Below are 21,129 nucleotides of genomic sequence, written 5' to 3' on the forward strand. Positions count from 1 at the left end.
TTGGCTAAAAGAAAAGCTAGAATACCCGGATTATTTCGAATTGATACCCCCGCTCAAGAGACCATACATGAGCCAGCATATTGAACTGACAGGCGAATTTCAGGATCACCAATTCGGGCAACGACTCGACCAGGCCCTGGCCGAATTGTTTCCCGACTACTCCCGGACCCGCATCAAGGAGTGGATTTTACAGGACAGAGTGACCCTGGACGGTCAGGTTGCCAATACCCCGCGCGAGAAAGTGGTGGCCGGGCAGCAGGTACATGTAAACGTGGAACTGGCAGACGACACCCGCTGGGATGCCCAGAACATCGAGCTGAACATCGTTTATGAAGATGAACACATCCTGGTGATCGACAAGCCGGCCGGCCTGGTGGTTCACCCGGGCGCCGGTACGCCGGACGGCACCGTGCTCAACGCCCTGCTGCACCGCTACCCCGGTATCGCCGAGGTCCCCCGCGCCGGTATCGTGCACCGTCTGGACAAAGACACCACGGGGTTGATGGTGGTGGCCAAGACCATTCCCGCCCAGACCCACCTGGTGGAAGCCCTGCAGGCACGCCAGATCACTCGTGAGTACGAGGCGATTGCCATCGGCCACATGACCGCCGGCGGCACCGTCGATGCCCCCATCGGTCGTCATCCGACCCAGCGTACCCACATGGCCGTGGTGCCCAACGGGCGCGAGTCCGTCACCCACTACCGGGTGCACGAGAAGTTCCGTGGTCACACCCGTCTGCGGTTGCGGCTGGAGACCGGCCGTACCCACCAGATCCGTGTCCACATGGCCCACATCAAGCATCCGCTGGTGGGGGATCCCGCCTACGGCGGTCGTCTGCGTCTGCTGCGCAACGCCACCCCCGAACTGACCGAGGCCCTGCGCGGTTTTCACCGTCAGGCACTGCACGCCACCATGCTGAAGCTGGCGCACCCCATCACGGGTGAAGTGATGGAGTGGCACTCCCCCACGCCGCAGGATATGGTGGCGCTGATGGAAGTGCTGCGGGCGGATACCCTGGCCAATCCGGACGATCTTGTCTGGAACTGATCCCGGAGGCGGCCTTGCGACGATTCCTGCCGTAACCTGCCCTCCATGATCTGATGCGGGGCCCCTTGACTGGTTGCAGCCAAGGGGCCCCGTTTTCATATGAACGAAAGGAGCCACAGATGAACTGGATCGCACCCGACTGGCCCGCACCGGGCAATGTCAGGGCTCTCTCGACCACCCGGGACGGCGGCATCAGCGAAGGGGTCTTTGCTGGTCTGAACCTCGGGGCCCATGTGGGCGATGCACTGGCCAGGGTCGAGGCCAACCGCGCCCGACTGCAGCAGGTGGCGGGGATCCCCGGCACTCTCAACTGGCTCAACCAAGTACATGGCATCGCCGTCCATCCGGTGAGCGACCGTTATGAGCGCGTACCGGATGCCGATGCCGCCTGTGCGCATGAGGCGGGGCAGGCCTGCATCGTGATGACTGCCGACTGCCTGCCGGTGCTGTTCTGCGATCGGGCAGGCACCGTAGTGGCGGCGGCCCATGCCGGCTGGCGCGGACTGCAGGGGGGCGTATTGGAGGCAAGCATCGCCGCCATGGGCTGCGAGCCTGGCGAGATCCTGGCCTGGCTGGGCCCGGCCATCGGTCCCGCCGCGTTCGAAGTGGGTGGCGAGGTGCGCGATGCCTTCATGGCGGAGCAGGCGGAAGCGGCGACTGCATTCGTGCCATCCCTCAACGAAGGGAAATGGCTGGCGGATATCTACCAGCTGGCCCGACTGCGCCTCGCCCGCGCCGGCGTCACCGCCATCTATGGTGGCGAACATTGCACCTTCAGCGACAGCGAGCGCTTCTACTCCTATCGCCGCGACGGGCAGACGGGTCGCATGGCCTCCCTTGTATGGCTGGAAAAATAGCCGAAGGGGCGCTCGCGAGTGGCCGCAAGCGCCTCTTCACTCCCTGGTGATGGCCCTTTGGCGGCCATGTCTTGCTGCCGAGCAGGCTCAGGGTACAGGCTGCCATTGCGAGGTCGTTTTCCCTCGGTCATTGCTATTGAGGAAAAAATAAACAGCCACCCCTTGAAATTGCCCTTCAAGACCACATCTTCCTTGTCAGAAAGCGATGTTGTTGCCGCGCATGCGGCGTCTGTCTTGAAGGGGGAGTGCAATGCGCCTCGATCGCCTGACCAGCAAATTCCAGATTGCCATTTCCGATGCCCAGTCTCTTGCACTGGGTCGTGACCACCAATTCATTGAACCCGTCCATCTGATGAGCGCCTTGCTCAATCAGGACGGCGGATCCATTCGTCCGCTGCTCACCCTGACCGGGCTCGACATCAATACCCTGCGCTCGCGCCTCGGCGAGGAGCTGGACCGCCTGCCCCGCGTCAGCGGCGTGGAAGGGGACGTACAGCTCTCCAACGGCCTAGGCCGCCTGCTCAACGTCTGCGACAAGCTGGCCCAGCAGCGCAAGGATCAGTTCATCTCGTCCGAGCTGTTCGTGCTGGCGGCCCTGGACGAGAAGGGGACGCTGGGCGAGCTGCTGCGTGCCCAGGGGCTGACCAAGGAAAAACTCGAGGCAGCCATCGACAAGGTCCGTGGCGGCAAGAAGGTGGAGGATGCCAACGCCGAGGAGAATCGCCAGGCGCTGGAGAAGTACACCATCGATCTCACCGAGCGGGCCGAACTCGGCAAGCTCGACCCGGTGATCGGCCGGGATGACGAAATTCGCCGCACCATCCAGGTGCTGCAACGCCGCACCAAGAACAACCCGGTCCTGATCGGTGCCCCCGGCGTCGGCAAGACCGCCATCGTCGAGGGGCTGGCCCAGCGCATCATCAATGGCGAAGTGCCGGAAGGGCTCAAGAACAAGCGGGTGCTCTCCCTCGACATGGGGGCCCTGGTGGCCGGAGCCAAGTATCGCGGCGAGTTCGAGGAGCGGCTCAAGGCGGTCCTGAACGATCTGGCCAAGGAGGAGGGCAGCGTCATCCTCTTCGTGGACGAGCTGCACACCATGGTCGGTGCCGGCAAGGGCGAGGGTGCCATGGATGCGGGCAACATGCTCAAGCCCGCCCTGGCCCGCGGCGAATTGCACTGCGTCGGGGCCACCACCCTCGATGAGTACAGGCAGTACGTGGAGAAGGATGCCGCCCTGGAGCGCCGTTTCCAGAAGGTACTGGTGGAGGAGCCCTCGGTGGAGGACACCATCGCCATCCTGCGTGGCCTGAAGGAGCGCTACGAGCTGCACCACCATGTGCAGATCACCGACCCCGCCATCGTCGCGGCGGCCCAGCTCTCCCACCGCTACATCGCGGATCGCCAGCTGCCTGACAAGGCCATCGACCTTATCGACGAGGCGGCGGCCAGCATCCGGCTCCAGATCGACTCCAAGCCGGAATCCCTGGACCGGCTCGAGCGGCGCATCATCCAGCTCAAGCTGGAGCAGCAGGCGCTGATGAAGGAGGACGATGACGCCAGCCGCAAGCGCCTCGATCTGCTCAATCAGGAGCTGACGGAAAAAGAGCGGGAATACAACGAGCTGGAAGAGGTGTGGAAGGCCGAGAAGGCTGCCCTCGCCGGGACTCAGCACATCAAGGCGGCACTGGAGCAGGCCCGTCAGGATCTCGAGGTGGCGCGCCGCGCAGGGGACTTGGGCCGCATGTCCGAGTTGCAGTACGGCCGCATCCCTGAACTGGAGAAACAGCTGGATCTCGCCACCCAGGCCGAGATGCAGGAGACCAGCCTGCTGCGCAACCGGGTCACCGACGTGGAGATCGCCGACGTCCTGGCCCGCTGGACCGGCATTCCGGTGGCCCGCATGCTGGAAGGGGAACGGGAGAAGTTGCTGCGGATGGAGGATCAGCTGCACAGCCGGGTGATCGGCCAGGAAGAGGCGGTGGACGCCGTCTCCAACGCCATTCGCCGCTCTCGTGCCGGGCTGTCCGACCCGAACCGCCCCATCGGCTCCTTCCTCTTCCTCGGCCCCACCGGGGTGGGCAAGACCGAGCTGTGCAAGGCGCTGGCGGAGTTCCTGTTCGATACCCAGGACGCCATGGTGCGGATCGACATGTCCGAGTTCATGGAGAAACACAGCGTGGCCCGTCTGGTGGGGGCGCCTCCGGGATACGTGGGTTACGAGGAAGGGGGGTATCTCACCGAGGCGGTGCGCCGTCGCCCCTATTCGGTGATCCTGCTGGACGAGGTGGAAAAAGCCCACCCGGATGTCTTCAACATCCTGTTGCAGGTGCTGGACGATGGCCGCCTGACCGACGGTCAGGGGCGTACCGTGGACTTCCGCAACACGGTCGTCATCATGACCTCCAACCTCGGGTCTGATCTCATCCAGGAGCACCACTCCGAGAAGGATTATGACGAGATGAAGGCCATGCTGATGGAGGTGCTGACCCGCAGCTTCCGGCCGGAGTTCATCAACCGGATCGACGAGACCGTGGTGTTCCACCCCCTCGGTGAGGAGCACATCAAGTCCATCGCCCGCATCCAGCTCAAGAGCCTGATGAGCCGTCTGGAGTCCCAGGGCTTCGAGGTGGAGGTGAGCGAGGAGCTGCTGACCAAGCTGGTTCATGCCGGGTTTGATCCCGTCTACGGGGCGCGCCCCCTCAAGCGGGCGATCCAGCAGAAGGTGGAGAACCCGCTGGCCCAGGCCCTGCTCAGCGGCCGGGTCATCCCGGGCAAGACACTGCGGCTGGGGGCCGACAGCAATGGGCTCACCATGAGCCAGCCTTAACGCCGTTATCGATGAAAACGCAGGCCTCGCGCCTGCGTTTTTTTATGGGCGTTCGCAACCCGTCAGGGGGATCCTGTGCACTGTTGCGGCATGTCACCCGACCCATTCAATGTGCTCCAGCCTGTTGTGTGGCACGGCGTCGGTCAGCCAGCGGCGCAGGCTGTCGATATGCTTGCGCCGTGCGCTGTGTCTGGGCCACACCAGGTAGTATCCATCCGTGGTGGCGACGGCTTGGTGAAAGGGCAGTGCCAGCAGCCCGTTTGCGATGGCCTCCTGGCTCAGCAGCAGATCCCCGACCGAGATGCCGTGACCGCTGATGGCGGCCATGTTGCCCTGCTCCAGGGTGTCGAACACCTTGCCACTGGCCAGATTGAGCCCTGGCCTGGCGCCGGTTCCCTTGAGCCACCGCCGCCAGTCACGGCGATCCGGCGAGGGGTGGATCAGTTCGCACGCCGCCAAATCCGTGCGGGCGGTTTCCACCAGGGCCGGGGCACAGAGGGGGATCAGCCACTCTTCGAACAGCAGGTGACACTCGGTGTCATCCCCGAAATGGCCGTTCCCCAGCAAGATGGCGCAGTCATAGGGCTCGCGGTGAAAATCGACGCCGTCTATGTCCATCCAGACGCTGGAGGCCAGGATCCTGGGAGTGGGGTGATGTTCACGGAGCGTGCCGAGCACATCCAGCAGCCAGCGCATGGTCAGGGTCGAGGGCGCCTTGAGTCGCAGCTCCTGGCCGTTGCGGCGAAAAGTCTGACACGCCATCGTCAGGCTCTGGAACCCCTCCGTCAACTGCTCCGCCAGGGCGCGGCCGGCTTCCGTCACCTCGACCCTGGGGCCATGGCGGTGAAAGAGTTCGCACTCGAACCAGGCCTCCAGGGTCTGGACATGGCGACTGACGGCGCCCGGCGTCACGTGCAGAGAGGCTGCCGCCTTGCTGAAGGAGCCGAGCCGGGCCGCGGCTTCAAACGCACGCAGCGCGTAGAGAGGGGGAAGGGTCATCGTTCGATATCAATGTGAGCTTTACTCACATTCAATGGGAGTTTTATCCGTTTTTCAAGGGCCGAGTCCCGTTGAATAATGCAGCCAACCCCGGGGCTGGTTGAGCATGACTCATCATGCCGCCTTGGCTAAAGGCGGACATGGCGGTATCAACGAAGGAGGAAAGACGGAATGAACATGATGTTGCTGGGGGCCTACACCTTGTCGGTCGTGCTCCTGTTGTTGACTCCGGGGCCTGTCGTGGCGCTCGTCACCGGCACGGCGGTTCGTCATGGTTATCGCCAGGCCTGGATGACCCTGCTCGGCACCAACGGGGCCTCCCTGGTGCTGATCCTGATGGCGACCCTGATCTTGGCCGGCGTGATCTCTCTGCCACCCTTGTGGCTCTATCTGCTGGGCGGGGCGGGGTCACTCTACATCGGTTATGCGGCCGTGGGCGGCTTGATGGCAGGGGTGAGCCGGGATACCCGGTCCGGTGCGCCTGTCCTTGCAGGTGGTGGCTTTACGCAGGGCTTCATGACCGGCGTGGCCAATCCCAAGGACATTCTCTTCTTCGTCGCCTTCTTCCCGCAGTTCATCGCGGTGACACCGCACTTTGGCACCAGCATTCTGACCCTCTCCATGGTATGGATCTTCTTCGATCTGCTGGTGCTGAGTCTCTATGTCCTGCTGGTGAAGCGTTGGATGCCGGCCCGGCACAGCAAGCATATCGCGTTGATTTCATCTTTGTTTTTGCTCGCAGTTTCACTGTTCGGGGTTCTGTACAATGGGGTGAAAGTCACCCTGATGCTGGCGTGACCAGGGGTGAGACAAGGGAGTCAGACATGTTTCTATTCGTGTTCTATCTGGGCGGCAACGCCGGCCAATCCAATATCGAGGTCCACGACATCCAGTTTGTGGCGGCGCAGACCCCCGAGGGGGCCTGGCCTGCACTGCGGGAGGCCTGGTTCGGCGATCCCGACAAGGTGCATATCGACGGTTACGCCAGGCTGCTCTGGGCGGATGGCTATTCGGTGTATCTGCGGGAGACGCCTCCTGAGAAAGAAGCTCCCCGCCTCTACTTTGTGAACATGGGTGGCTATCACCCAGACTCCCTCGCGGAGCTGCATGCCTTCGATTTCTTTGTGGCAAAGGATGCAAAGGAAGCAAAAGCCAGGGGGCTCGCATCCTTGCTAAAGGGGGTCAGGCACCAGCACAAGGACAACCTGAAAGAGGTGGACGACTGCCTGCTGCTGGAGACGGTGAGCGGTCTGTACGTGCACCTTGTGCCCGATTCCGAAGGGAGCCCCTTCAGACCGCAATGGCAGGGATATCAGCCCATCGGCCGCTGAGCGTGACGGTTGCAGGCGGGGGATAAAAAAAGCGGCAATCCGAAGATTGCCGGGAGGAATGTATTCGATGCGATCTGACGTGGGTTGAGCGGATCGCAGGGGCAAGCCCCAGGGTCGGCAGGCACAGTCAGCGACCATGCCCGCCTTACAGTCAGTCGGGATACGCTCTCCACCCCGGCTGACCAGCTTCGCTATCGCGTCTGTCCCGCGCCGTGTTGCCGCGATAGGAGGACAGATGCAATCAAATCAATTCGTTACAGCATGCCTGGGATGGCAGCTTTCATTTCAGATGGCCAGACGCCGACCTGGACCTGACCGATGTGCTCTTTTTGCAGCAGCAGCATGGCCAGACGGGATTGGCCGATGCCGCCGCCGATGGTTTGCGGCATCCGTGCTGCCAGCAGATCCTGATGCCAGTCATATTGCAGGCGATCCTCGTCGCCGGTGATGGCGAGCTGGCGGCGCAGGGCCTCTGCGTCCACCCGGATCCCCATGGAGGAGATCTCGAAGCTGTCTTCCAGCACCGGGTTCCACACCAGGATGTCACCGTTCAGACCCGCCAGCCCGAGCTCGCTCTCGCTGCTCCAGTCGTCGTAGTCCGGGGCTCGCACGTCGTGGCGTTCGCCGTGGGAGAGGGCGCCACCGATACCGATGAGGAAGACCGCTCCCAGCTCTTTGGCGATGGCGCGCTCGCGTCCCTTGGCATCGAGGTTCGGGTAGCGGGTCAGCAGCTCTTCACTGTGCAGGAACTGAATATCCGCCGGCAGGAAGGGGGTCAGGTCGTGCTCGGCACAGACCGCGCGCTCGGTGGCCTTGATGGCGGCCCAGATGCCGCGCACCGTCTCCTGCAGATAGGCCAGATCCCGGCGCTCGCCCGGCATCACCTTCTCCCAGTCCCACTGGTCGACGTAGACGGAGTGAATGGGGCTGAGACGATCCTCGTCCGGACGCAGTGCCTTCATGTGGGTGTAGATGCCTTCACCCGGGCCGAAACCGAAGCGACCCAGGGTCTGGCGCTTCCACTTGGCCAGGGAGTGGACCACCTCATAGCTGTGCTCCGGCAGGGTTTTCACCTTGACCTGCACTGCATGCTCGCAGCCGGAGAGGTTGTCCTGGGTGCCGTCACCGACCCGGCTCAGAATGGGGGCTTGTACCTCCATCAGGCCGAGTTGCAGTGCGAGTTGGCGGGAGAACATCTCTTTGACGAAGCTGATCTGCTGTTGGCTGCGGATGTAGTGCTGTTTCATGCTGAATTACCTGTCGTGAATCCGTTGAATGCGGTGATTCTTCAACAGAATGCCAACTAAATTCAATATTCGATAATTGAAATAGGCTTTGTGTGTTTTTTTCTTCAAAATAAGCCATCAATTAATGATGAATCATTAAAAGGAGCGCAAAAAAGTGTCAGAAAATTATCGGATCGATAATCTCGATCAGGCCATCCTCTCCGCCCTGATGGAGAATGCGCGCCTGCCTTACGCCGAGCTGGCCAAACAACTGCTGGTGAGCCCGGGCACCATCCACGTGCGGGTAGAGAAGATGAAGCAGGCGGGCATCATCGAGGGAACGCGGGTGCAGGTGAACCCCAAGAAGCTGGGCTACGACGTCTGCTGCTTCATCGGGATCAACCTCAAGAGCGCCAAGGATTACCCGTCGGCCCTGGCCAAACTGCAGGCGCTGGACGAGGTGGTGGAGGCCTACTACACCACGGGCCACTACAGCATCTTCATGAAGGTGATGACCCGCTCCATCGACGAGTTGCAGACGGTACTGATCCACAAGATCCAGACCATCGACGAGATCCAGTCCACCGAGACGCTGATTTCGCTGCAAAACCCGATCCTGCGGGATGTGAAGCCTTGAGTCGGGTGGTCTGAGGGGGGCGTTGAGATCCCTCTCCCGTGCGAGACCCTGTCCGCGCAGCAGAATTTGACCCTGTGGGCTATGACACCCTGACCGGTGGATCAGGGTTCGATATAGGGGATGCCGTATTTGTCGTAGAGGGCCTTGAGCCGGCCGTCCCGCTTCATGTGCAGCAGTTCGGCATCATAGGCGGCCATCAGGGCCGGGGTGTCGGCATCGGCCCGGGAACGGGTCCAGACATTGAAGTAGGGGCTGGTCTTGAGGGGTTTTGGCAGGTAGTCGAGCTTGCCTTCCAGTCCCTCCTCTCTTATCTGGGTGAAGGCGGTGACCAGGGACATGGGCACCACGTCGATGCGACCGGCGATGAGTTTGCGCAGTTGCAGCTGGTTGATGGGGATCTCCTGGAAGTGATAGCTCGGGTCTGTCATGGCCGCCGCGAGCTCGGGGGTATAGGAGAAATCCCGGGTGACACCGATGCGCCAGGGTTTGAGATCCGTCAGATGGTCATAATGGATCCGGCCTGCGGACTCCTTGCGTATGAAGAAGTGCCAGCTATGGAGCATATGGGCCTGTTCGGGGTAGAGCAGATAGGCCTCCCGCTCCGGTTTGTAGGAGTGGGTCAGCAGCAGGTCATAGAAGCCGCTTTCGGCATTGCGGGTGAGCCTGGCCCCCGAATCGATGAGCTCAATCCTGATGGGGGTATGGAGCGTGCCGAAGATGGCGGTGACGAGATCAACATCCAGCCCGCGAGGGTGTCCCTGTGCATCCAGCCACTTGAGAGGGGGCTCCAGGATGCCACCAATGACCAGCTCCCTGGCTGACAGCCAGCAGGGCAGCAGCAAGCAGAATACGAGCAAGCGTCGCACGTTACATCTCCTGAGCACTCGGGACGGGGTCGCATCCGGCAGGGACTGTGACCGGCACCTATCTAACTAGAGACGACCACGGATGGCAAACCCTGAAATGGGGAGGGGACAAACGAACGGTGCCGGTGGGAGGGGGGCGGGCTGCATCGACAGGCCGCCCCGTGGCAGAGTCGGGCGGGATGGACCAGCCACTCGCCGGCTGTGGGCGGGAGGGTGGTCGGCATGAAACCTGTGCGAGGTTGCCTGCCTCAGGTTGCCTGACACTGTTTCATCTGGGTGTTGAGGGCCTGCATCACCTGACGACGGCTGATGATGCCCGTCACCTTGCCTCCCTCCATTACCGGATAGATCTTGGGTCTGGCCCCGGCCATCTGGCGGGCGAGATCCACGATGTTGTCATCAGGAGAGACGAACAGCGGGGTCCGGCTCATCAGATCTTCGACCAGAGTACGGGTGTCGCAGTGATAGCTGCCCGTGAGCAGGGCGGGAATGCAATCCTGCTCGGAGAGAAATCCGACGAGGTGCTGATGGTCATCCAGTACCGGCAGGCCCCCCAGGTTTGCCCGATGGAGTCTGTCCAGCGCCTCGGCCAGACCGAGGCCGGGGTGCAGTGAGTGGGTCAATGGCTGCATATGATCGCGAATTTGTAGCATGATGGTGGCTCCATGGGGGTCGATGGGGCCACTATGCCCGGTGGCTGTGACACGGGGCCAATGGGTTTTGCCTCGGACATCGATAGGTCATGGCCGATGAATGGGCCCTCCGTGCGATCCTGCATGGATCGGGGAGGGCGACAACCACAAGGAGAGGGTATGCGTGCATTGGTAACGGGCTGTGGCCGTCGCCTGGGATTCTATCTGTGTGAGCAGCTGGTGGCCGCTGGCTGGCAGGTGACGGGCAGCTATCGCAGCGAACGGCCCGAGCTGGATCGTCTGCGAGACGTGGGCGTCGAGCTGGTACAGGCGGACTTCACCCGGGAAGAGGAGGTGGGCGCTGTGGTGACGGCGCTGGCGGCCCATGAGGATCTTGCCCTGATCATCCACAATGCCTCCGCCTTCGAGCCCCAGGCGGCGGATCCTGCGGTGCAGCTGGCCCAGTTTGATCAGTTCTACCGGGTACACATGGCGGCTCCGTTCCAGCTCAACCGGGCGCTGGCCCCTGCCCTTGCCCGCCAGCCCAACGGGGGCATCATCCACATCACCGATATCTACATCCATGCCCCGGCGCCCCAGTTTGCCGCCTACGTGGCCACCAAGGCGGGAGCCCATTCCCTGGCCATGAGCTTTGCCCGCGAACTGGCGCCTGCCGTGCGGGTCAACACCATAGAGCCTGGCCCCATCCTGTTTCTCGACGAGCACGGGGATGACTGGCGCCAGCAGGTGCTGGCGAAGACGCCGCTGGCGCGGGAAGGGGGTCTGGAGCCCATCTGGCAGGCGGTACAGATGCTGATGAAGAACGACTACATGACCGGGGCCAGCATCCGGGTGGACGGGGGGCGCGCCCTCGCCGTCATCTAGGGCAAGGCGGGCCGCCATGACATGAGGCGCCTTTGGGCGCCTCATGTGTGTGAACGGCTCAAGGGTGCCGGATGGCGGCGTGCCGGGAAGGGGGGCCGGGGTGGCCGTTGCCGGGAAGCAGGGCCTCGTCTTGCTGGCAGAGATGGATGGGGGCCTGGCCGATGCGCTGCTTCGCAAACACCTTGCTGCCCGGCAGGCCGAGGGTCACCTTGCCGGAGTCCACACTGCCGCCCTGATACATCTCCGCCAGCAGATCCCCCAGGTAGGCATCCACCCCGGCCTCGGCGAAGTCATCCCGTTCGCCGCAGGCCAGTATGTCGATGTCCAGTGGCCTGTCCGCCACCTTGCACAGGGGGTTGCTGCGATCCCGGCCATGGGTCAGCTCCATGGTGACAAACTCGGCCTTGAGCTGGACGGGGGAGAGGTCGCTCTGGACGACGAACAGGCAGTTGAGGAAGTCGTGGCGCGAATGCATGCCCACGGGTTTGGTCTGGATGACGGAACTCAGGTGAAGGCGACCAAAGCGGGCCAGCAATTCGGCGACGACCTGACTGACGTGCAGGGCGGGGTCGAGATTGGATCCAATGCTACAGAGGTAAAACATGCTTTCCATTCCTTGGGTTGGGCTCGTCTGAAATATATACGCAGCTCACGGTTATGGGATTCACTATGAATTAACATGTCGTTATCTGTTGTGATCCAACGCTGATTGGCAGAAAGGAGGTTTGCATGAGCGTAGAAATGAAATGGGCACTGTTGGCCGCGTCAGGGGCCCTTGCCATGATCATTGTCATCTGTGTGGCGTCCGTCGGCCTGGCGTGAATCCGGCCTCGGTGAGCAATCAAACCGGCTTTATGGCCGGTTTTGCTTTTTGGGGCAGTGCGGATATGCTGGCTCCCCCATGACGAATCGAGACCGCAGAAGATGACCAAGGTTCGGCCCCGCTCCCTGCTCCAGGTAGTACTGATGGGCTTCGTGCTGGTGCTGATGCCCCTGGGGGGCATGATCTGGCACGACAGTCAGGCTCTCTCCCACCTGGGCCAGCTCACCAGCGACGAGATGGAACGTGCGGTGCGGGACACTCGCCGGGCGACGCTGCTCTCCACCCAGGCTATCGATCTGGAGCGCACCCTGCGCCGCTATGCGGTCCTGGGTGATGATCGCATCCTGGCCAGCTATCGGCAGCAGCTGGTGCGCTACCGGGAACTGCTCGCGACCCATCAGGACTCCATTCCGGATGCCGAGGTCTACGGAGATCTCGAGGCGACGCTGGTCTGGCTCGACGGCCTGCAGGATCTGCGCAAGGCCAGGCAGGAGGCGACCAGCCCCCGTTTCACCGACTTCAACGAACTGAACCAGCAACTGGAAGTGGTCACCCGCAGCCAGGTGGATGATCACGTGACCCGCATGCGGGGCGCCATCGTGGAGCTGAAACAGCAGATCTGGTGGGTCAGCGGCTTCGTGGTCGGGCTCAGCCTGCTGCTGGTGTTGCTCTTTACCTACCTCATCATCCACCCGGTACGTCAGATTGAGTCGCGGATCCTGAGTCTGGGCGCAGGCGTCGAGCCGGATCAGCGCCCGGTGGATGGCCCGGCCGAACTGGTGCTGCTGGGGGAGCGGATCAGCTGGCTGCACGACAAGCTCAAGGAGCTGGAACAGCAGAAATACCAGTTCCTGCGCCACGTATCCCACGAGCTGAAAACCCCCCTTGCCGTGCTGCGGGAGGGGGCTGATCTGCTCTCGGAGCAGCTGGTGGGGCCCCTCAACGGGGATCAGCAGGAGATCTGCCAGATGCTGGAGGAGAACAGCCGCCGTCTGCAGACCCTGATCGAGCGGCTGCTCGACTTCAATCGCCTCAGCCAGCAGGAGGTGTTCACCCTGTCCGAGGTGCCCCTGGCGCCCTTGTTGTCAGACTTGTCCGAAGAGTACCGGCTCGCGCTGGAATCCAAGCAAATCAGTGTACACTTGCCGCCCGAGCCCATCAGCCTGCGGGCAGAGCCCTACCGCCTGCGACTCATCCTCGACAATCTCTTTTCCAACGCGGTCAGCTATGGCGCCAGGGGCGGACAGATCTGGATCCGCGCCGGGGCGGGAGCGGGCGGCGGCTGGCTGGAGGTGGCCAACGAAGGGCCTGTCATCCCGCCAGACGAGCGGGAGCGCATCTTCGAGCCCTTTGAACAGGGCAGCATAGTGCGCCAGGGATTGCTGAAAGGCTCCGGCATGGGCCTCTCCATTGCCCGTGAGTCTGCCATGAGTCTGGGCGGCGAGCTCAGGCTGATCGAGGATGCCCAGGCGGATGTCTGTTTCCGGCTGGATTTGAACGTGCGCCCGAGCTGACGGGCGTGGCGGCGACCCCGCAGGTGCGGGTGGCGCCTTGACACCGAATATTGAGAGGAGCGGGCAGGTGCCTGTTCCCCACCAGGATCTGAAGTGACATTCAAGATGAAACGATTTGTGATTCCCGTATTGATGATAGGCCTGCTCGCTGGCTGTTCCCTGCTGCCTTCTACCAGCCTCACCGAGCCTTCCCAGGAGGCGATCGCCAGGCGGATGGAGTTTGCCAACAAGGAGATGCAGGTGCGCCTGCAATACTCGGACTGGCTGCTGGCCAGCCATCCCCAGCAGCGGATGCAGGAGCGCCAGCGACTGGCCGGCGCCACCGACCTCGAGAGCCGGGTCAGCCTGGCCATGGTCAACACCCACCCGTCCGAATCGGTGGCCAGCCGCCGGGCCGGGCTGGATCAGCTGAAGGCTCTGTTGCCGGAGCTCGGTCTCGATGCCCAGGCCTTCCTGCGCAGCTGGATCGCCCTCGGGGAGGAGCTGCTGGTGCGAGACAGCCGCCGCGACGATCAGAGTCAGGAGGTGAAGCGTCTGCGCCAGCAGATAGAGCAGCTCTCCGCCATCGACGAGCAGCTCAACCAGCGTAAGCTCAATGGGGGAGGTCAGCCATGACAGCTCCGGACCGCGCCGCAATGATCGCGTTTTTCGCCAAGAGGGGGTGAGAGCATGAGCCGTATTCTGCTGGTGGACGATGATGCCAGCCTGCTCAAGCTGATGAGCATGCGCCTGCGCAGCCAGGGTTACGAGGTGGATACCGCCGACAGCGCCGAAGGAGCGCTGGACAGGCTGCGCCAACAGCGGGCCGACCTGGTGCTGAGCGATCTGCGCATGGGGGGCATGGACGGGCTGGCGCTGTTCGAGCGGATCCAGTCCCAGTGGCTCGGCATGCCGGTGATCATCATGACCGCCCACGGCACCATTCCCGACGCCATCCAGGCGACCCGCTCCGGGGTGTTCAGCTTCCTCACCAAGCCCATCGACAAGGACGAGCTGCTGGTCACCATAGAGCATGCTCTCAGCCTGACCCGTCCGAAGCAGCAGCAGGAGTGGCAGTCCCTCATCCAGACCCGTAACCCGCAGATGGAGCAATTGCTGATCCAGGCGAGCAGCATCGCCACCATGGACGTGCCCGTGCTGATCCTGGGTCCCTCCGGCGTCGGCAAGGGGGTGATGACCCAGGCGCTGCACCAGGCCAGCCACCGCCGCGACAAGCCGCTGCATACCATCAACTGTGCGGCTCTGCCCTGGCCCACGCTGGACTTGCAGCTGTTTGGCGAGGATGGCCAGTCCGGCCTGTTTGCCGAGGCCAAAGGCGGCACCCTCTTCCTCGACGAGATAGGGGATCTGTCGGAGTCACTCCAGGCCAAGTTGCTCCAGGTGCTGGCGGAGTATGGTCAGGGCACCCCCGAGGTGCGGGTCATCAGCTCCAGCCATCAGGATCTGGTGACCGCCATGGAAGAGGGGCGTTTTCGCGAGGATCTCTTCTACCGCCTCAACGTGGCCAACATCACTCTGCCGCCTCTGAGCGCCCGCAGCGAGGACATCCCCCTGCTGGCCCGTCAGGCGCTGGACGATTACCGCAACCGTCACCCCGATTGCGCCGCCCTCGGCTTCTCGCCTGAGGCGCTGGCCCTGCTGGCCGCCGCGGCCTGGCCGGGCAACGTGCGCCAGCTCTGCGGGGTGGTGGAGCAGCTCGCGAGCCTCTGCTGCAGCCCGGTGATCGGCGCGGCCATGGTGGAGTCGGCCCTGAGTGGCGGCGGTGGCGGCATTCCCTCGTTCAACGAGGCGCGGGCCGAGTTTGAAAAGGAGTACCTGATCCGGCTGCTGCGCACCACGGAAGGCAATGTGACCCTGGCGGCCAACATGGCGGGGAGAAACCGCACCGACTTCTACAAGCTGCTGAATCGGCACGGCATCGAGGCGGCCAACTTCAAGTCGAAGGGATAAATGACAGAGGGGCGGCCCGTCGATGACGGGCCGCCCCTCTGGTTTCCGACAGAATCGGCCTCAGGCCGGGTCGCTGACACCGCTGGTAGAGAGAGTCTTCTGGGAGAGCCAGAGGCCGCTCGCCTTCATCAGATAGCCAAACAGGGCGCCGATGATGAGGGAGGGCAGAATGAGCCGCCACTCGCCTGCGGCGCCGAAGGTGGCACAGCAACCGGCGAAGGTGCCGGGAATGTAGGCGAGCCACTGCTGCCTGGCCTGCACGCACATCAGGGTGGCCACCACCCCTGTCATCAGATAACCCGCCATGCCGGCCCCCCACCAGGTCTCCCCGTGGATCAGCAGGAGTGCCCACAGCATGCCGGTGGTGTTGCACAGCAGGGTCTGCAACAGCGCCTTGTAACCGCCACTCGAGGCGAAGTAGCTGGTGCAGCCGAGGAAGCCGACCCAGGAGATGAGACCGAGTGCGGCGGCCAGTCCACCCCAGACGGCGGAGAGGATTCCGGTCGTGATGGCGATGGCGAACAGTGGGCTCATGGCGTGACTCTCAGTGGTTGAATCCGGAAAAGGAGGCAGCCTACTCCGCGGTAGAGCGGCAGCAAGCGGGGGCCGGATTGTGTGTGATCCCGATCACTCTTTGCAACTCTGGAATACGCTTGCGCTCGCGAAAAAAATTCATTGGAGGCGCCGCAGACCTTGTTCCATAGTTAGAGGCCCTGTCCTGCTCATGGAGTGAGTCTGATGGTGCCAAACGTGATCGTTCCTCTGCTGGTGTTCGTAGTGCTCTTCCTGGCCGGTACCATGGCCAAGGCACTGCCCCTTTACCAACTCATGTAATTCTGTGTGAAATAAAACTCGGCCGGGGCGGGTCTTATGGTTGTCAACCTCATCGTCCCGGGAGTTTTTTCATGTTGATCAAGCGCCGTACTTCTCATCACCCCACCGAACAGGATGTCACGCCGGAAACCGTCTATCAGGATCGTCGCCGCATCCTGAAAGGGCTGGGCCTGGGCGTCGGTGCCGCCACCCTGGCGTTTCCGGTGAAGGCCAGCCTGCTGGATCTCTTCGCACCGGACAAGCCGGCCACCGTGGCCCCCACCAGACCCCTCGACATCCGTGCCGCGACCCGGCCAGAGGGATTGATCCTCACCCCGGAGGAGAAGGCCACCACCCACAACAATTTCTACGAGCTGGGGACCGACAAGGGGGACCCGGCCCGCAACGGCCATTACCTCAGGCCCGAGCCCTGGACCCTGAAGGTGGAAGGGGAGGTGGCCAAACCCTTCACCCTGGATGTGTGGGATCTCATCAACAAGAGTACGCTGGAGGAGCGCATCTATCGGCTGCGCTGCGTGGAGGCCTGGTCCATGGTATTGCCCTGGAGCGGCATTGCGCTGGCGGATCTGATCCGCCGTGCCGAGCCCACCAGTCGCGCCAAGTTCGTGGCCTTCGAGACGCTCTATGATCCGGAACAGTTGCCGGGGCAGGCCTCCCGTGCCCTGGGGGGCGGCATCGATTATCCCTATGTGGAGGGCTTGCGCCTCGACGAGGCCATGCACCCCCTCTCCTTCCTCGCCATGGGGCTCTATGGCAAGACCCTGCCCGCCCAGAACGGGGCTCCCATCCGGCTGGTGGTGCCCTGGAAGTACGGCTTCAAGAGCATCAAGAGCATCGTCTCCATCCGCCTGGTGGAGGAGATGCCCCCCACCACCTGGAACCTGCTGGCCCCCAACGAATATGGCTTCTACGCCAACGTCAACCCGAACGTGGATCACCCGCGCTGGAGCCAGGCGAGCGAGCGTTTCATCGGCGAGGGGGGCATTTTCGGGGCCAAGCGCCAGCCGACCCTGATGTTCAATGGCTACGGCGACGAGGTGGCGTCCCTCTATCAGGGGATGGATCTGCGTAAATGGTATTGAGACTGACGCGCTGCCCGACTGATCTCTTGCCTCCTTCTCCCCTGGTGGGAGAGGGGATGAGAAGCGGGAAAAACATGACGGGAACTGCAATATGACGCCGAGACTGAAAACAGCCCATATCAACGGCTTGCGGGCGCTGGTGCACCTTGGTTCGCTTGGCTTTCTGCTCTGGCTGGGCTATGCCGTGCCAGCCGGGCTGCTGGGGGGGGATCCGGTCCAGGGGCTGACCCATTACCTTGGCAAGGGGGCCCTCCACCTGCTGTTGCTGACCCTGCTGGTGTCGCCGCTCGCCAAGCGCTGGCGCCAGGGGCAGCTCATCAAGTTGCGCCGCCCCCTCGGGCTCTGGTGCGCCGCCTGGGCGTCCCTGCACTTCATGGTCTGGCTGGGGCTGGATCTGCAGTTCGACTGGGGGCTGATTGGCGGCGAGCTGGTGAAGCGCAGCTACATAGTGGTGGGCATGGTGGCGCTGCTGCTGTTGCTGGCGCTCGGCATCACCTCGATCCCGGCCCTGTTGCGACGCATGGGGCCGGCCTGGCAGAAGCTGCACAACTGGATCTACGGGGTGGCTCTGCTGGTGCCGGTACACTACTGGTGGTCGGTCAAGAGCGGGTGGCAGGAGCCGCTCATCTATCTGGTGCTGGCCTGCGCCCTGCTGTGGCCCCGTCGGGAGAAGCTGCTGCGCACCTGGCGCAGGCGCCCGCAAGTGGCCGGGAGGGGGGCGGCGCAACAGCCGTCACGCCCATAGCAAAAGAGGCCTATTCGGCCTCTTTTTTGGTGATCTCGCCGGTGTTGGCATCGACCTGCAACTGGACGCGCTGATCGTCGGCATTCAGGGTATCGACCTCGAATTTGTCCCCTTCCAGCTCCACTTCCCGAATGTCGTGATACCCTTGTGCCAGCAACAACTTGACCAGTCCGGCCATGTCGAGACGTGTCTGCGCCGCCCAGCCAAAGGTGGAAAAGAGGCACAAGATCAGCAGGATACTGCGTGGGATCATATTCATTCCGGATTCATGGCTGGCACACTATAAACGGCATTATGTTAGGTTTTGAGAGATGAATCACCCATGAATAGCGCGCTGCCCCTGCTTGGATTGCTGCTGCCGATGCTGGTTCAGGCGGCCCAGCCGAACGAGGCCTTGCTGCAACAGGCGGTCAGCGAGGGGCGGGTCCGTCCTTTTCATGAGCTGATGGCGGTGGCCTCCCGCCTGCCGGTGCGGGTGCTGCGGGTCGATCTGGGTGAGGAGGATGGCGTCTGGCTCTACGAGCTCAGGCTCATCGACGAGGAGAACAGCGTCATCAAGGTGGGCTACCGGGCTGACAACCTGGAGATGGTGTGGCTCAAGGGGCACCATCTGGAACGCCTGTTCGCTCCGCGCCCGCCCCCGGAAGAGGAGTAACGGCGTGAGTCCGCGAACGTACCGCCGTCCGGTTCGTCCCCCCAACCGTTGCCGGTGCTGGCACAACCCTGTTTTGGATACCCATGTATGCGCATTCTGATAGTTGAAGATGAAAAGATCCTCGCGGGCCAGCTGGCGGAACAGCTGCGTCTGTCCGGTTTCGTCACCGATCTCTGCCACGATGGCAACGAGGCGGGCTTTCTCGGCGAGACCGAACCCTATGACGCCATCATCCTGGATCTCGGCCTGCCCGGTCGCGACGGCCTGAGCGTACTGAAGGAGTGGCGCAGCAAGGGGATGGACACCCCGGTGCTGGTGCTGACCGCCCGTGGCCAGTTGCACGAGAAGATTGAAGGGCTCAACGCCGGGGCTGACGACTACCTCACCAAGCCCTTCCAGGTGGCGGAGCTGGTGGCGAGGGTGCAGGCGCTGGTGCGCCGGGCGGCGGGGAACGCCAGCTCCATCCTCGAGATCGGTGGCGTGCGTCTCGACATGGCGGCTTCCCAGGTGTGGTACGAAGGGACCCCCATCAAGCTCACCGCCCACGAGTTCCGGGTGCTGGGCTACCTGATGCAGCACAGGGGCAAGGTGGTGTCCCGCAGCGAGCTGATCGACCACATCTATGCCCAGGATTTCGATCGCGACTCCAACACCGTGGAGGTGTTCATCGGCCGCATCCGCAAGAAGACCCACGCCGATCTCATCGAGACGGTGCGCGGCCTCGGCTACCGGATCAACGAATGACACCCTCGCAACCGATGGCGGGGTGGGTTGAATGAGGCTGGTACGCACCCTGCGAGGTCGGCTGGTGGTGATCGCCATGGTCTGGTGCGGTCTCTTCCTGTTCGCCACCGGCTTCAGCCTGCAGACCATGATGCGCAACTACTGGCAGGAGGCGGAGGCCGATGGCCTGCGCCTGCAGCTCTACGATCTGCTCTCCCGCCTCGAGATCCAGCCGGACGGCATGCCGGTGGTCACCGAGCCCATGGCCGACCCCCGTTATCGCCAGCCCTACTCCGGCTACTACTGGCAACTGGAGCTGGGGGAGACGGTGGTCAGTCGCTCCCGCTCCCTGTGGGATGCCCATCTGAGTGCCCACGGCCTGAAGTCGGCTTTCGGCGATCCGGATCTCTTTGTCGGCAAGGGGCCCAACAAGGAGCCCCTGCTCATCATGACCCGTACCGTGCTGCTGCCGGGGTCTGATCGGGTCTTCACCCTGGTGATGGCCAAGGACAGCAGCGCCCTGACCCAGACCCTGAAGAAGACCCGCATCAGCCTGTTCCTCGGCCTCGGCTTCGCCGCCACCGGCCTGGTGCTCGGCTTCATGTTCCAGATCCTCTACGGCCTGCGCCCGCTGCACCTGCTGCGCCGCGAGCTGAGCCGCGTCCATCAGGGTCATCAGGAGGGGTTCCGGCTTCGCTACCCCCTGGAGATCCAGCCGCTGGTGGAGGATATCAACCGCCTGCTGCACCACTATGGCGAGCTGCTGCAACGGGCCCGCTCCCACACCGGCAACCTGGCCCACGCCCTCAAGACGCCGCTCAGCATCATGCGCAACCAGGTGACCCAGTTGCCGCCGGAGGATCAGGCCGCCCTCGGCGAGCAGCTCGACCAGATCCAGCGCCACATCGACTACCACCTCGGCAAGGCGCGGGTGACCGGCGCCGCCAAGATCCTCGGGGTGTCGACCCCGGTGCGGGCCCGGGTGGAGTACATCTGCCGCGCCTTCTCCCGCCTCTATCCCGGCAAGACGGTGGACTTGCAGGTGCCGGTCAATCTGGCGGTCGGGGTGGAGGAGCAGGACTTCGACGAGATGGTGGGCAACCTGCTGGAGAACGCCTTCAAGTGGTCCGCCAGCGAGCTGCGCATCTCCAGCGCCGAGCTGGGGGGCTGGATCACCCTGCGCATCGAGGACGACGGTCCCGGCATGAGCGAGGATCAGATCGCCAAGGCGGTGCTGCGGGGGGTGCGCCTCGACGAGAAGGTGCCGGGTTCCGGGCTCGGTCTCAACATAGTGTCAGACCTGGCGGAGGCTTACCGTGGCAGCCTCATCATGGGGCGGGCCGAGCTGGGGGGGCTCGCCGCTTCCCTCTCCCTGCCCAAGGTGGCCAGGGTCGAGTGACGGGGGGCCCCGTCGGGGGGCCCCTTTTGTGCCGCCGTGCTGGCAAGGGTGCGGCACCCGGCATAAGATACGTCTCTTGTTTCAGGTGTAGGAAGG

General features: G+C 63.2%; 23 protein-coding genes. 16 read left to right on the top strand and 7 right to left on the bottom strand.

The features are described 5' to 3' along the window. Positions 1–67: 67 nt before the first annotated feature. From rluD to clpB, 3 genes are all read left to right on the top strand, one after another. A complete protein-coding gene (gene rluD / locus C2U47_RS11605; RefSeq protein ID WP_010675991.1) occupies positions 68–1,048 on the top strand; it encodes a 23S rRNA pseudouridine(1911/1915/1917) synthase RluD in 981 nt (326 codons plus the stop codon). Between the two features lie 119 nt (positions 1,049–1,167). Beyond that, positions 1,168–1,905: a peptidoglycan editing factor PgeF gene (gene pgeF / locus C2U47_RS11610; protein WP_049636038.1), complete on the top strand. Its 738-nt coding sequence runs from the start codon at positions 1,168–1,170 to the stop codon at positions 1,903–1,905. Between the two features lie 250 nt (positions 1,906–2,155). Beyond that, the gene (clpB, locus tag C2U47_RS11615; protein ID WP_042882774.1) at positions 2,156–4,732 is read left to right on the top strand and encodes an ATP-dependent chaperone ClpB; all 2,577 of its coding nucleotides are present in this window, start codon (positions 2,156–2,158) and stop codon (positions 4,730–4,732) included. Positions 4,733–4,825: 93 nt separating this feature from the next. Here the strand turns inward: clpB and C2U47_RS11620 are convergent, their stop codons facing one another. Further along, on the bottom strand, positions 4,826–5,731 hold the full coding sequence (locus C2U47_RS11620; protein WP_049636037.1) for a LysR substrate-binding domain-containing protein: 906 nt from the start codon (positions 5,729–5,731) through the stop codon (positions 4,826–4,828). 171 nt (positions 5,732–5,902) lie between these two features. Between C2U47_RS11620 and C2U47_RS11625 the strand changes: the two genes are divergently transcribed. Both C2U47_RS11625 and C2U47_RS11630 read left to right on the top strand, forming a co-directional pair. Further along, positions 5,903–6,529, top strand: coding sequence for a LysE family translocator (locus tag C2U47_RS11625; RefSeq protein ID WP_049636036.1), 627 nt, complete (start codon positions 5,903–5,905; stop codon positions 6,527–6,529). 26 nt (positions 6,530–6,555) lie between these two features. Beyond that, complete coding sequence (locus C2U47_RS11630; protein WP_049636035.1) at positions 6,556–7,062, top strand: DUF1543 domain-containing protein; 507 nt, start codon at positions 6,556–6,558, stop codon at positions 7,060–7,062. Between the two features lie 254 nt (positions 7,063–7,316). On the opposite strand, the gene asnA is transcribed toward C2U47_RS11630, so the two are convergent. Continuing rightward, positions 7,317–8,309 (bottom strand): aspartate--ammonia ligase, encoded by a 993-nt coding sequence (asnA, locus tag C2U47_RS11635; RefSeq protein ID WP_049636034.1) that lies wholly within the window; start codon positions 8,307–8,309, stop codon positions 7,317–7,319. A 154-nt stretch (positions 8,310–8,463) separates the two neighbouring features. Here asnA and asnC point away from each other — a divergent pair, with 154 nt between their 5' ends. Further along, complete coding sequence (gene asnC / locus C2U47_RS11640; protein WP_041214272.1) at positions 8,464–8,925, top strand: transcriptional regulator AsnC; 462 nt, start codon at positions 8,464–8,466, stop codon at positions 8,923–8,925. A 101-nt stretch (positions 8,926–9,026) separates the two neighbouring features. Here asnC and C2U47_RS11645 read toward each other — a convergent pair whose 3' ends face one another. Together C2U47_RS11645 and C2U47_RS11650 are read right to left on the bottom strand one after the other, a co-directional pair. Next, the gene (locus C2U47_RS11645; protein ID WP_234915651.1) at positions 9,027–9,782 is read right to left on the bottom strand and encodes a substrate-binding periplasmic protein; all 756 of its coding nucleotides are present in this window, start codon (positions 9,780–9,782) and stop codon (positions 9,027–9,029) included. 257 nt (positions 9,783–10,039) lie between these two features. After that, on the bottom strand, positions 10,040–10,444 hold the full coding sequence (locus tag C2U47_RS11650) for a CBS domain-containing protein (RefSeq protein WP_049636032.1): 405 nt from the start codon (positions 10,442–10,444) through the stop codon (positions 10,040–10,042). Between the two features lie 159 nt (positions 10,445–10,603). Here C2U47_RS11650 and C2U47_RS11655 point away from each other — a divergent pair, with 159 nt between their 5' ends. Beyond that, positions 10,604–11,308, top strand: a complete 705-nt coding sequence (locus C2U47_RS11655; protein WP_039039618.1) for an SDR family oxidoreductase — start codon at positions 10,604–10,606, stop codon at positions 11,306–11,308. A 58-nt stretch (positions 11,309–11,366) separates the two neighbouring features. Here the strand turns inward: C2U47_RS11655 and folK are convergent, their stop codons facing one another. Beyond that, complete coding sequence (gene folK / locus C2U47_RS11660; protein WP_049636031.1) at positions 11,367–11,912, bottom strand: 2-amino-4-hydroxy-6-hydroxymethyldihydropteridine diphosphokinase; 546 nt, start codon at positions 11,910–11,912, stop codon at positions 11,367–11,369. Positions 11,913–12,037: 125 nt separating this feature from the next. Between folK and cydH the strand changes: the two genes are divergently transcribed. From cydH to C2U47_RS11680, 4 genes are all read left to right on the top strand, one after another. Then, positions 12,038–12,130, top strand: coding sequence for a cytochrome bd-I oxidase subunit CydH (gene cydH, locus C2U47_RS11665; protein WP_010675981.1), 93 nt, complete (start codon positions 12,038–12,040; stop codon positions 12,128–12,130). A gap of 102 nt (positions 12,131–12,232) precedes the next feature. Further along, positions 12,233–13,645 (top strand): sensor histidine kinase, encoded by a 1,413-nt coding sequence (locus C2U47_RS11670; RefSeq protein ID WP_045522797.1) that lies wholly within the window; start codon positions 12,233–12,235, stop codon positions 13,643–13,645. A 105-nt stretch (positions 13,646–13,750) separates the two neighbouring features. Continuing rightward, positions 13,751–14,260: a hypothetical protein gene (locus tag C2U47_RS11675; protein WP_039039694.1), complete on the top strand. Its 510-nt coding sequence runs from the start codon at positions 13,751–13,753 to the stop codon at positions 14,258–14,260. Positions 14,261–14,314: 54 nt separating this feature from the next. Beyond that, positions 14,315–15,595: a sigma 54-interacting transcriptional regulator gene (locus C2U47_RS11680; protein WP_102948935.1), complete on the top strand. Its 1,281-nt coding sequence runs from the start codon at positions 14,315–14,317 to the stop codon at positions 15,593–15,595. A 60-nt stretch (positions 15,596–15,655) separates the two neighbouring features. Here C2U47_RS11680 and C2U47_RS11685 read toward each other — a convergent pair whose 3' ends face one another. Continuing rightward, on the bottom strand, positions 15,656–16,129 hold the full coding sequence (locus C2U47_RS11685) for a DUF1097 domain-containing protein (protein WP_043153924.1): 474 nt from the start codon (positions 16,127–16,129) through the stop codon (positions 15,656–15,658). A gap of 371 nt (positions 16,130–16,500) precedes the next feature. On the opposite strand from C2U47_RS11685, the gene msrP reads away from it, so the two are divergent. Continuing rightward, on the top strand, positions 16,501–17,511 hold the full coding sequence (msrP, locus tag C2U47_RS11695; RefSeq protein ID WP_102948934.1) for a protein-methionine-sulfoxide reductase catalytic subunit MsrP: 1,011 nt from the start codon (positions 16,501–16,503) through the stop codon (positions 17,509–17,511). Between the two features lie 91 nt (positions 17,512–17,602). Then, positions 17,603–18,256, top strand: a complete 654-nt coding sequence (locus C2U47_RS11700) for a protein-methionine-sulfoxide reductase heme-binding subunit MsrQ (RefSeq protein WP_102948933.1) — start codon at positions 17,603–17,605, stop codon at positions 18,254–18,256. Positions 18,257–18,266: 10 nt separating this feature from the next. Here the strand turns inward: C2U47_RS11700 and C2U47_RS11705 are convergent, their stop codons facing one another. Beyond that, a complete protein-coding gene (locus tag C2U47_RS11705) occupies positions 18,267–18,515 on the bottom strand; it encodes a PepSY domain-containing protein (RefSeq protein ID WP_010675973.1) in 249 nt (82 codons plus the stop codon). Positions 18,516–18,578: 63 nt separating this feature from the next. Here C2U47_RS11705 and C2U47_RS11710 point away from each other — a divergent pair, with 63 nt between their 5' ends. The 3 genes from C2U47_RS11710 (at position 18,579) to C2U47_RS11720 (ending at position 21,033) form a co-directional block, all read left to right on the top strand. Further along, complete coding sequence (locus tag C2U47_RS11710) at positions 18,579–18,911, top strand: PepSY domain-containing protein (protein ID WP_041211926.1); 333 nt, start codon at positions 18,579–18,581, stop codon at positions 18,909–18,911. 87 nt (positions 18,912–18,998) lie between these two features. Continuing rightward, a complete protein-coding gene (locus C2U47_RS11715; RefSeq protein ID WP_005332666.1) occupies positions 18,999–19,655 on the top strand; it encodes a response regulator transcription factor in 657 nt (218 codons plus the stop codon). A gap of 31 nt (positions 19,656–19,686) precedes the next feature. Next, the gene (locus C2U47_RS11720; RefSeq protein WP_010675971.1) at positions 19,687–21,033 is read left to right on the top strand and encodes a sensor histidine kinase; all 1,347 of its coding nucleotides are present in this window, start codon (positions 19,687–19,689) and stop codon (positions 21,031–21,033) included. Positions 21,034–21,129: the final 96 nt, after the last annotated feature.

The sequence above is a fragment of the Aeromonas sp. ASNIH7 genome (assembly GCF_002903485.1).
GTDB lineage: Bacteria > Pseudomonadota > Gammaproteobacteria > Enterobacterales > Aeromonadaceae > Aeromonas > Aeromonas caviae.

Excerpts from the sequence above, each read along its gene's own strand:
- rluD (WP_010675991.1), top strand. The coding sequence starts at position 68 with ATGAGCCAGCATATTGAACTGACAGGCGAATTTCAGGATCACCAATTC.
- pgeF (WP_049636038.1), top strand. The coding sequence starts at position 1,168 with ATGAACTGGATCGCACCCGACTGGCCCGCACCGGGCAATGTCAGGGCT.
- clpB (WP_042882774.1), top strand. The coding sequence starts at position 2,156 with ATGCGCCTCGATCGCCTGACCAGCAAATTCCAGATTGCCATTTCCGAT.
- C2U47_RS11620 (WP_049636037.1), bottom strand. The coding sequence starts at position 5,731 with ATGACCCTTCCCCCTCTCTACGCGCTGCGTGCGTTTGAAGCCGCGGCC.
- C2U47_RS11625 (WP_049636036.1), top strand. The coding sequence starts at position 5,903 with ATGAACATGATGTTGCTGGGGGCCTACACCTTGTCGGTCGTGCTCCTG.
- C2U47_RS11630 (WP_049636035.1), top strand. The coding sequence starts at position 6,556 with ATGTTTCTATTCGTGTTCTATCTGGGCGGCAACGCCGGCCAATCCAAT.
- asnA (WP_049636034.1), bottom strand. The coding sequence starts at position 8,309 with ATGAAACAGCACTACATCCGCAGCCAACAGCAGATCAGCTTCGTCAAA.
- C2U47_RS11650 (WP_049636032.1), bottom strand. The coding sequence starts at position 10,444 with ATGCTACAAATTCGCGATCATATGCAGCCATTGACCCACTCACTGCAC.
- C2U47_RS11655 (WP_039039618.1), top strand. The coding sequence starts at position 10,604 with ATGCGTGCATTGGTAACGGGCTGTGGCCGTCGCCTGGGATTCTATCTG.
- folK (WP_049636031.1), bottom strand. The coding sequence starts at position 11,912 with ATGTTTTACCTCTGTAGCATTGGATCCAATCTCGACCCCGCCCTGCAC.
- cydH (WP_010675981.1), top strand. The coding sequence starts at position 12,038 with ATGAGCGTAGAAATGAAATGGGCACTGTTGGCCGCGTCAGGGGCCCTT.
- C2U47_RS11670 (WP_045522797.1), top strand. The coding sequence starts at position 12,233 with ATGACCAAGGTTCGGCCCCGCTCCCTGCTCCAGGTAGTACTGATGGGC.
- C2U47_RS11675 (WP_039039694.1), top strand. The coding sequence starts at position 13,751 with ATGAAACGATTTGTGATTCCCGTATTGATGATAGGCCTGCTCGCTGGC.
- C2U47_RS11680 (WP_102948935.1), top strand. The coding sequence starts at position 14,315 with ATGAGCCGTATTCTGCTGGTGGACGATGATGCCAGCCTGCTCAAGCTG.
- C2U47_RS11685 (WP_043153924.1), bottom strand. The coding sequence starts at position 16,129 with ATGAGCCCACTGTTCGCCATCGCCATCACGACCGGAATCCTCTCCGCC.
- msrP (WP_102948934.1), top strand. The coding sequence starts at position 16,501 with ATGTTGATCAAGCGCCGTACTTCTCATCACCCCACCGAACAGGATGTC.
- C2U47_RS11700 (WP_102948933.1), top strand. The coding sequence starts at position 17,603 with ATGACGCCGAGACTGAAAACAGCCCATATCAACGGCTTGCGGGCGCTG.
- C2U47_RS11705 (WP_010675973.1), bottom strand. The coding sequence starts at position 18,515 with ATGAATATGATCCCACGCAGTATCCTGCTGATCTTGTGCCTCTTTTCC.
- C2U47_RS11710 (WP_041211926.1), top strand. The coding sequence starts at position 18,579 with ATGAATAGCGCGCTGCCCCTGCTTGGATTGCTGCTGCCGATGCTGGTT.
- C2U47_RS11715 (WP_005332666.1), top strand. The coding sequence starts at position 18,999 with ATGCGCATTCTGATAGTTGAAGATGAAAAGATCCTCGCGGGCCAGCTG.
- C2U47_RS11720 (WP_010675971.1), top strand. The coding sequence starts at position 19,687 with ATGAGGCTGGTACGCACCCTGCGAGGTCGGCTGGTGGTGATCGCCATG.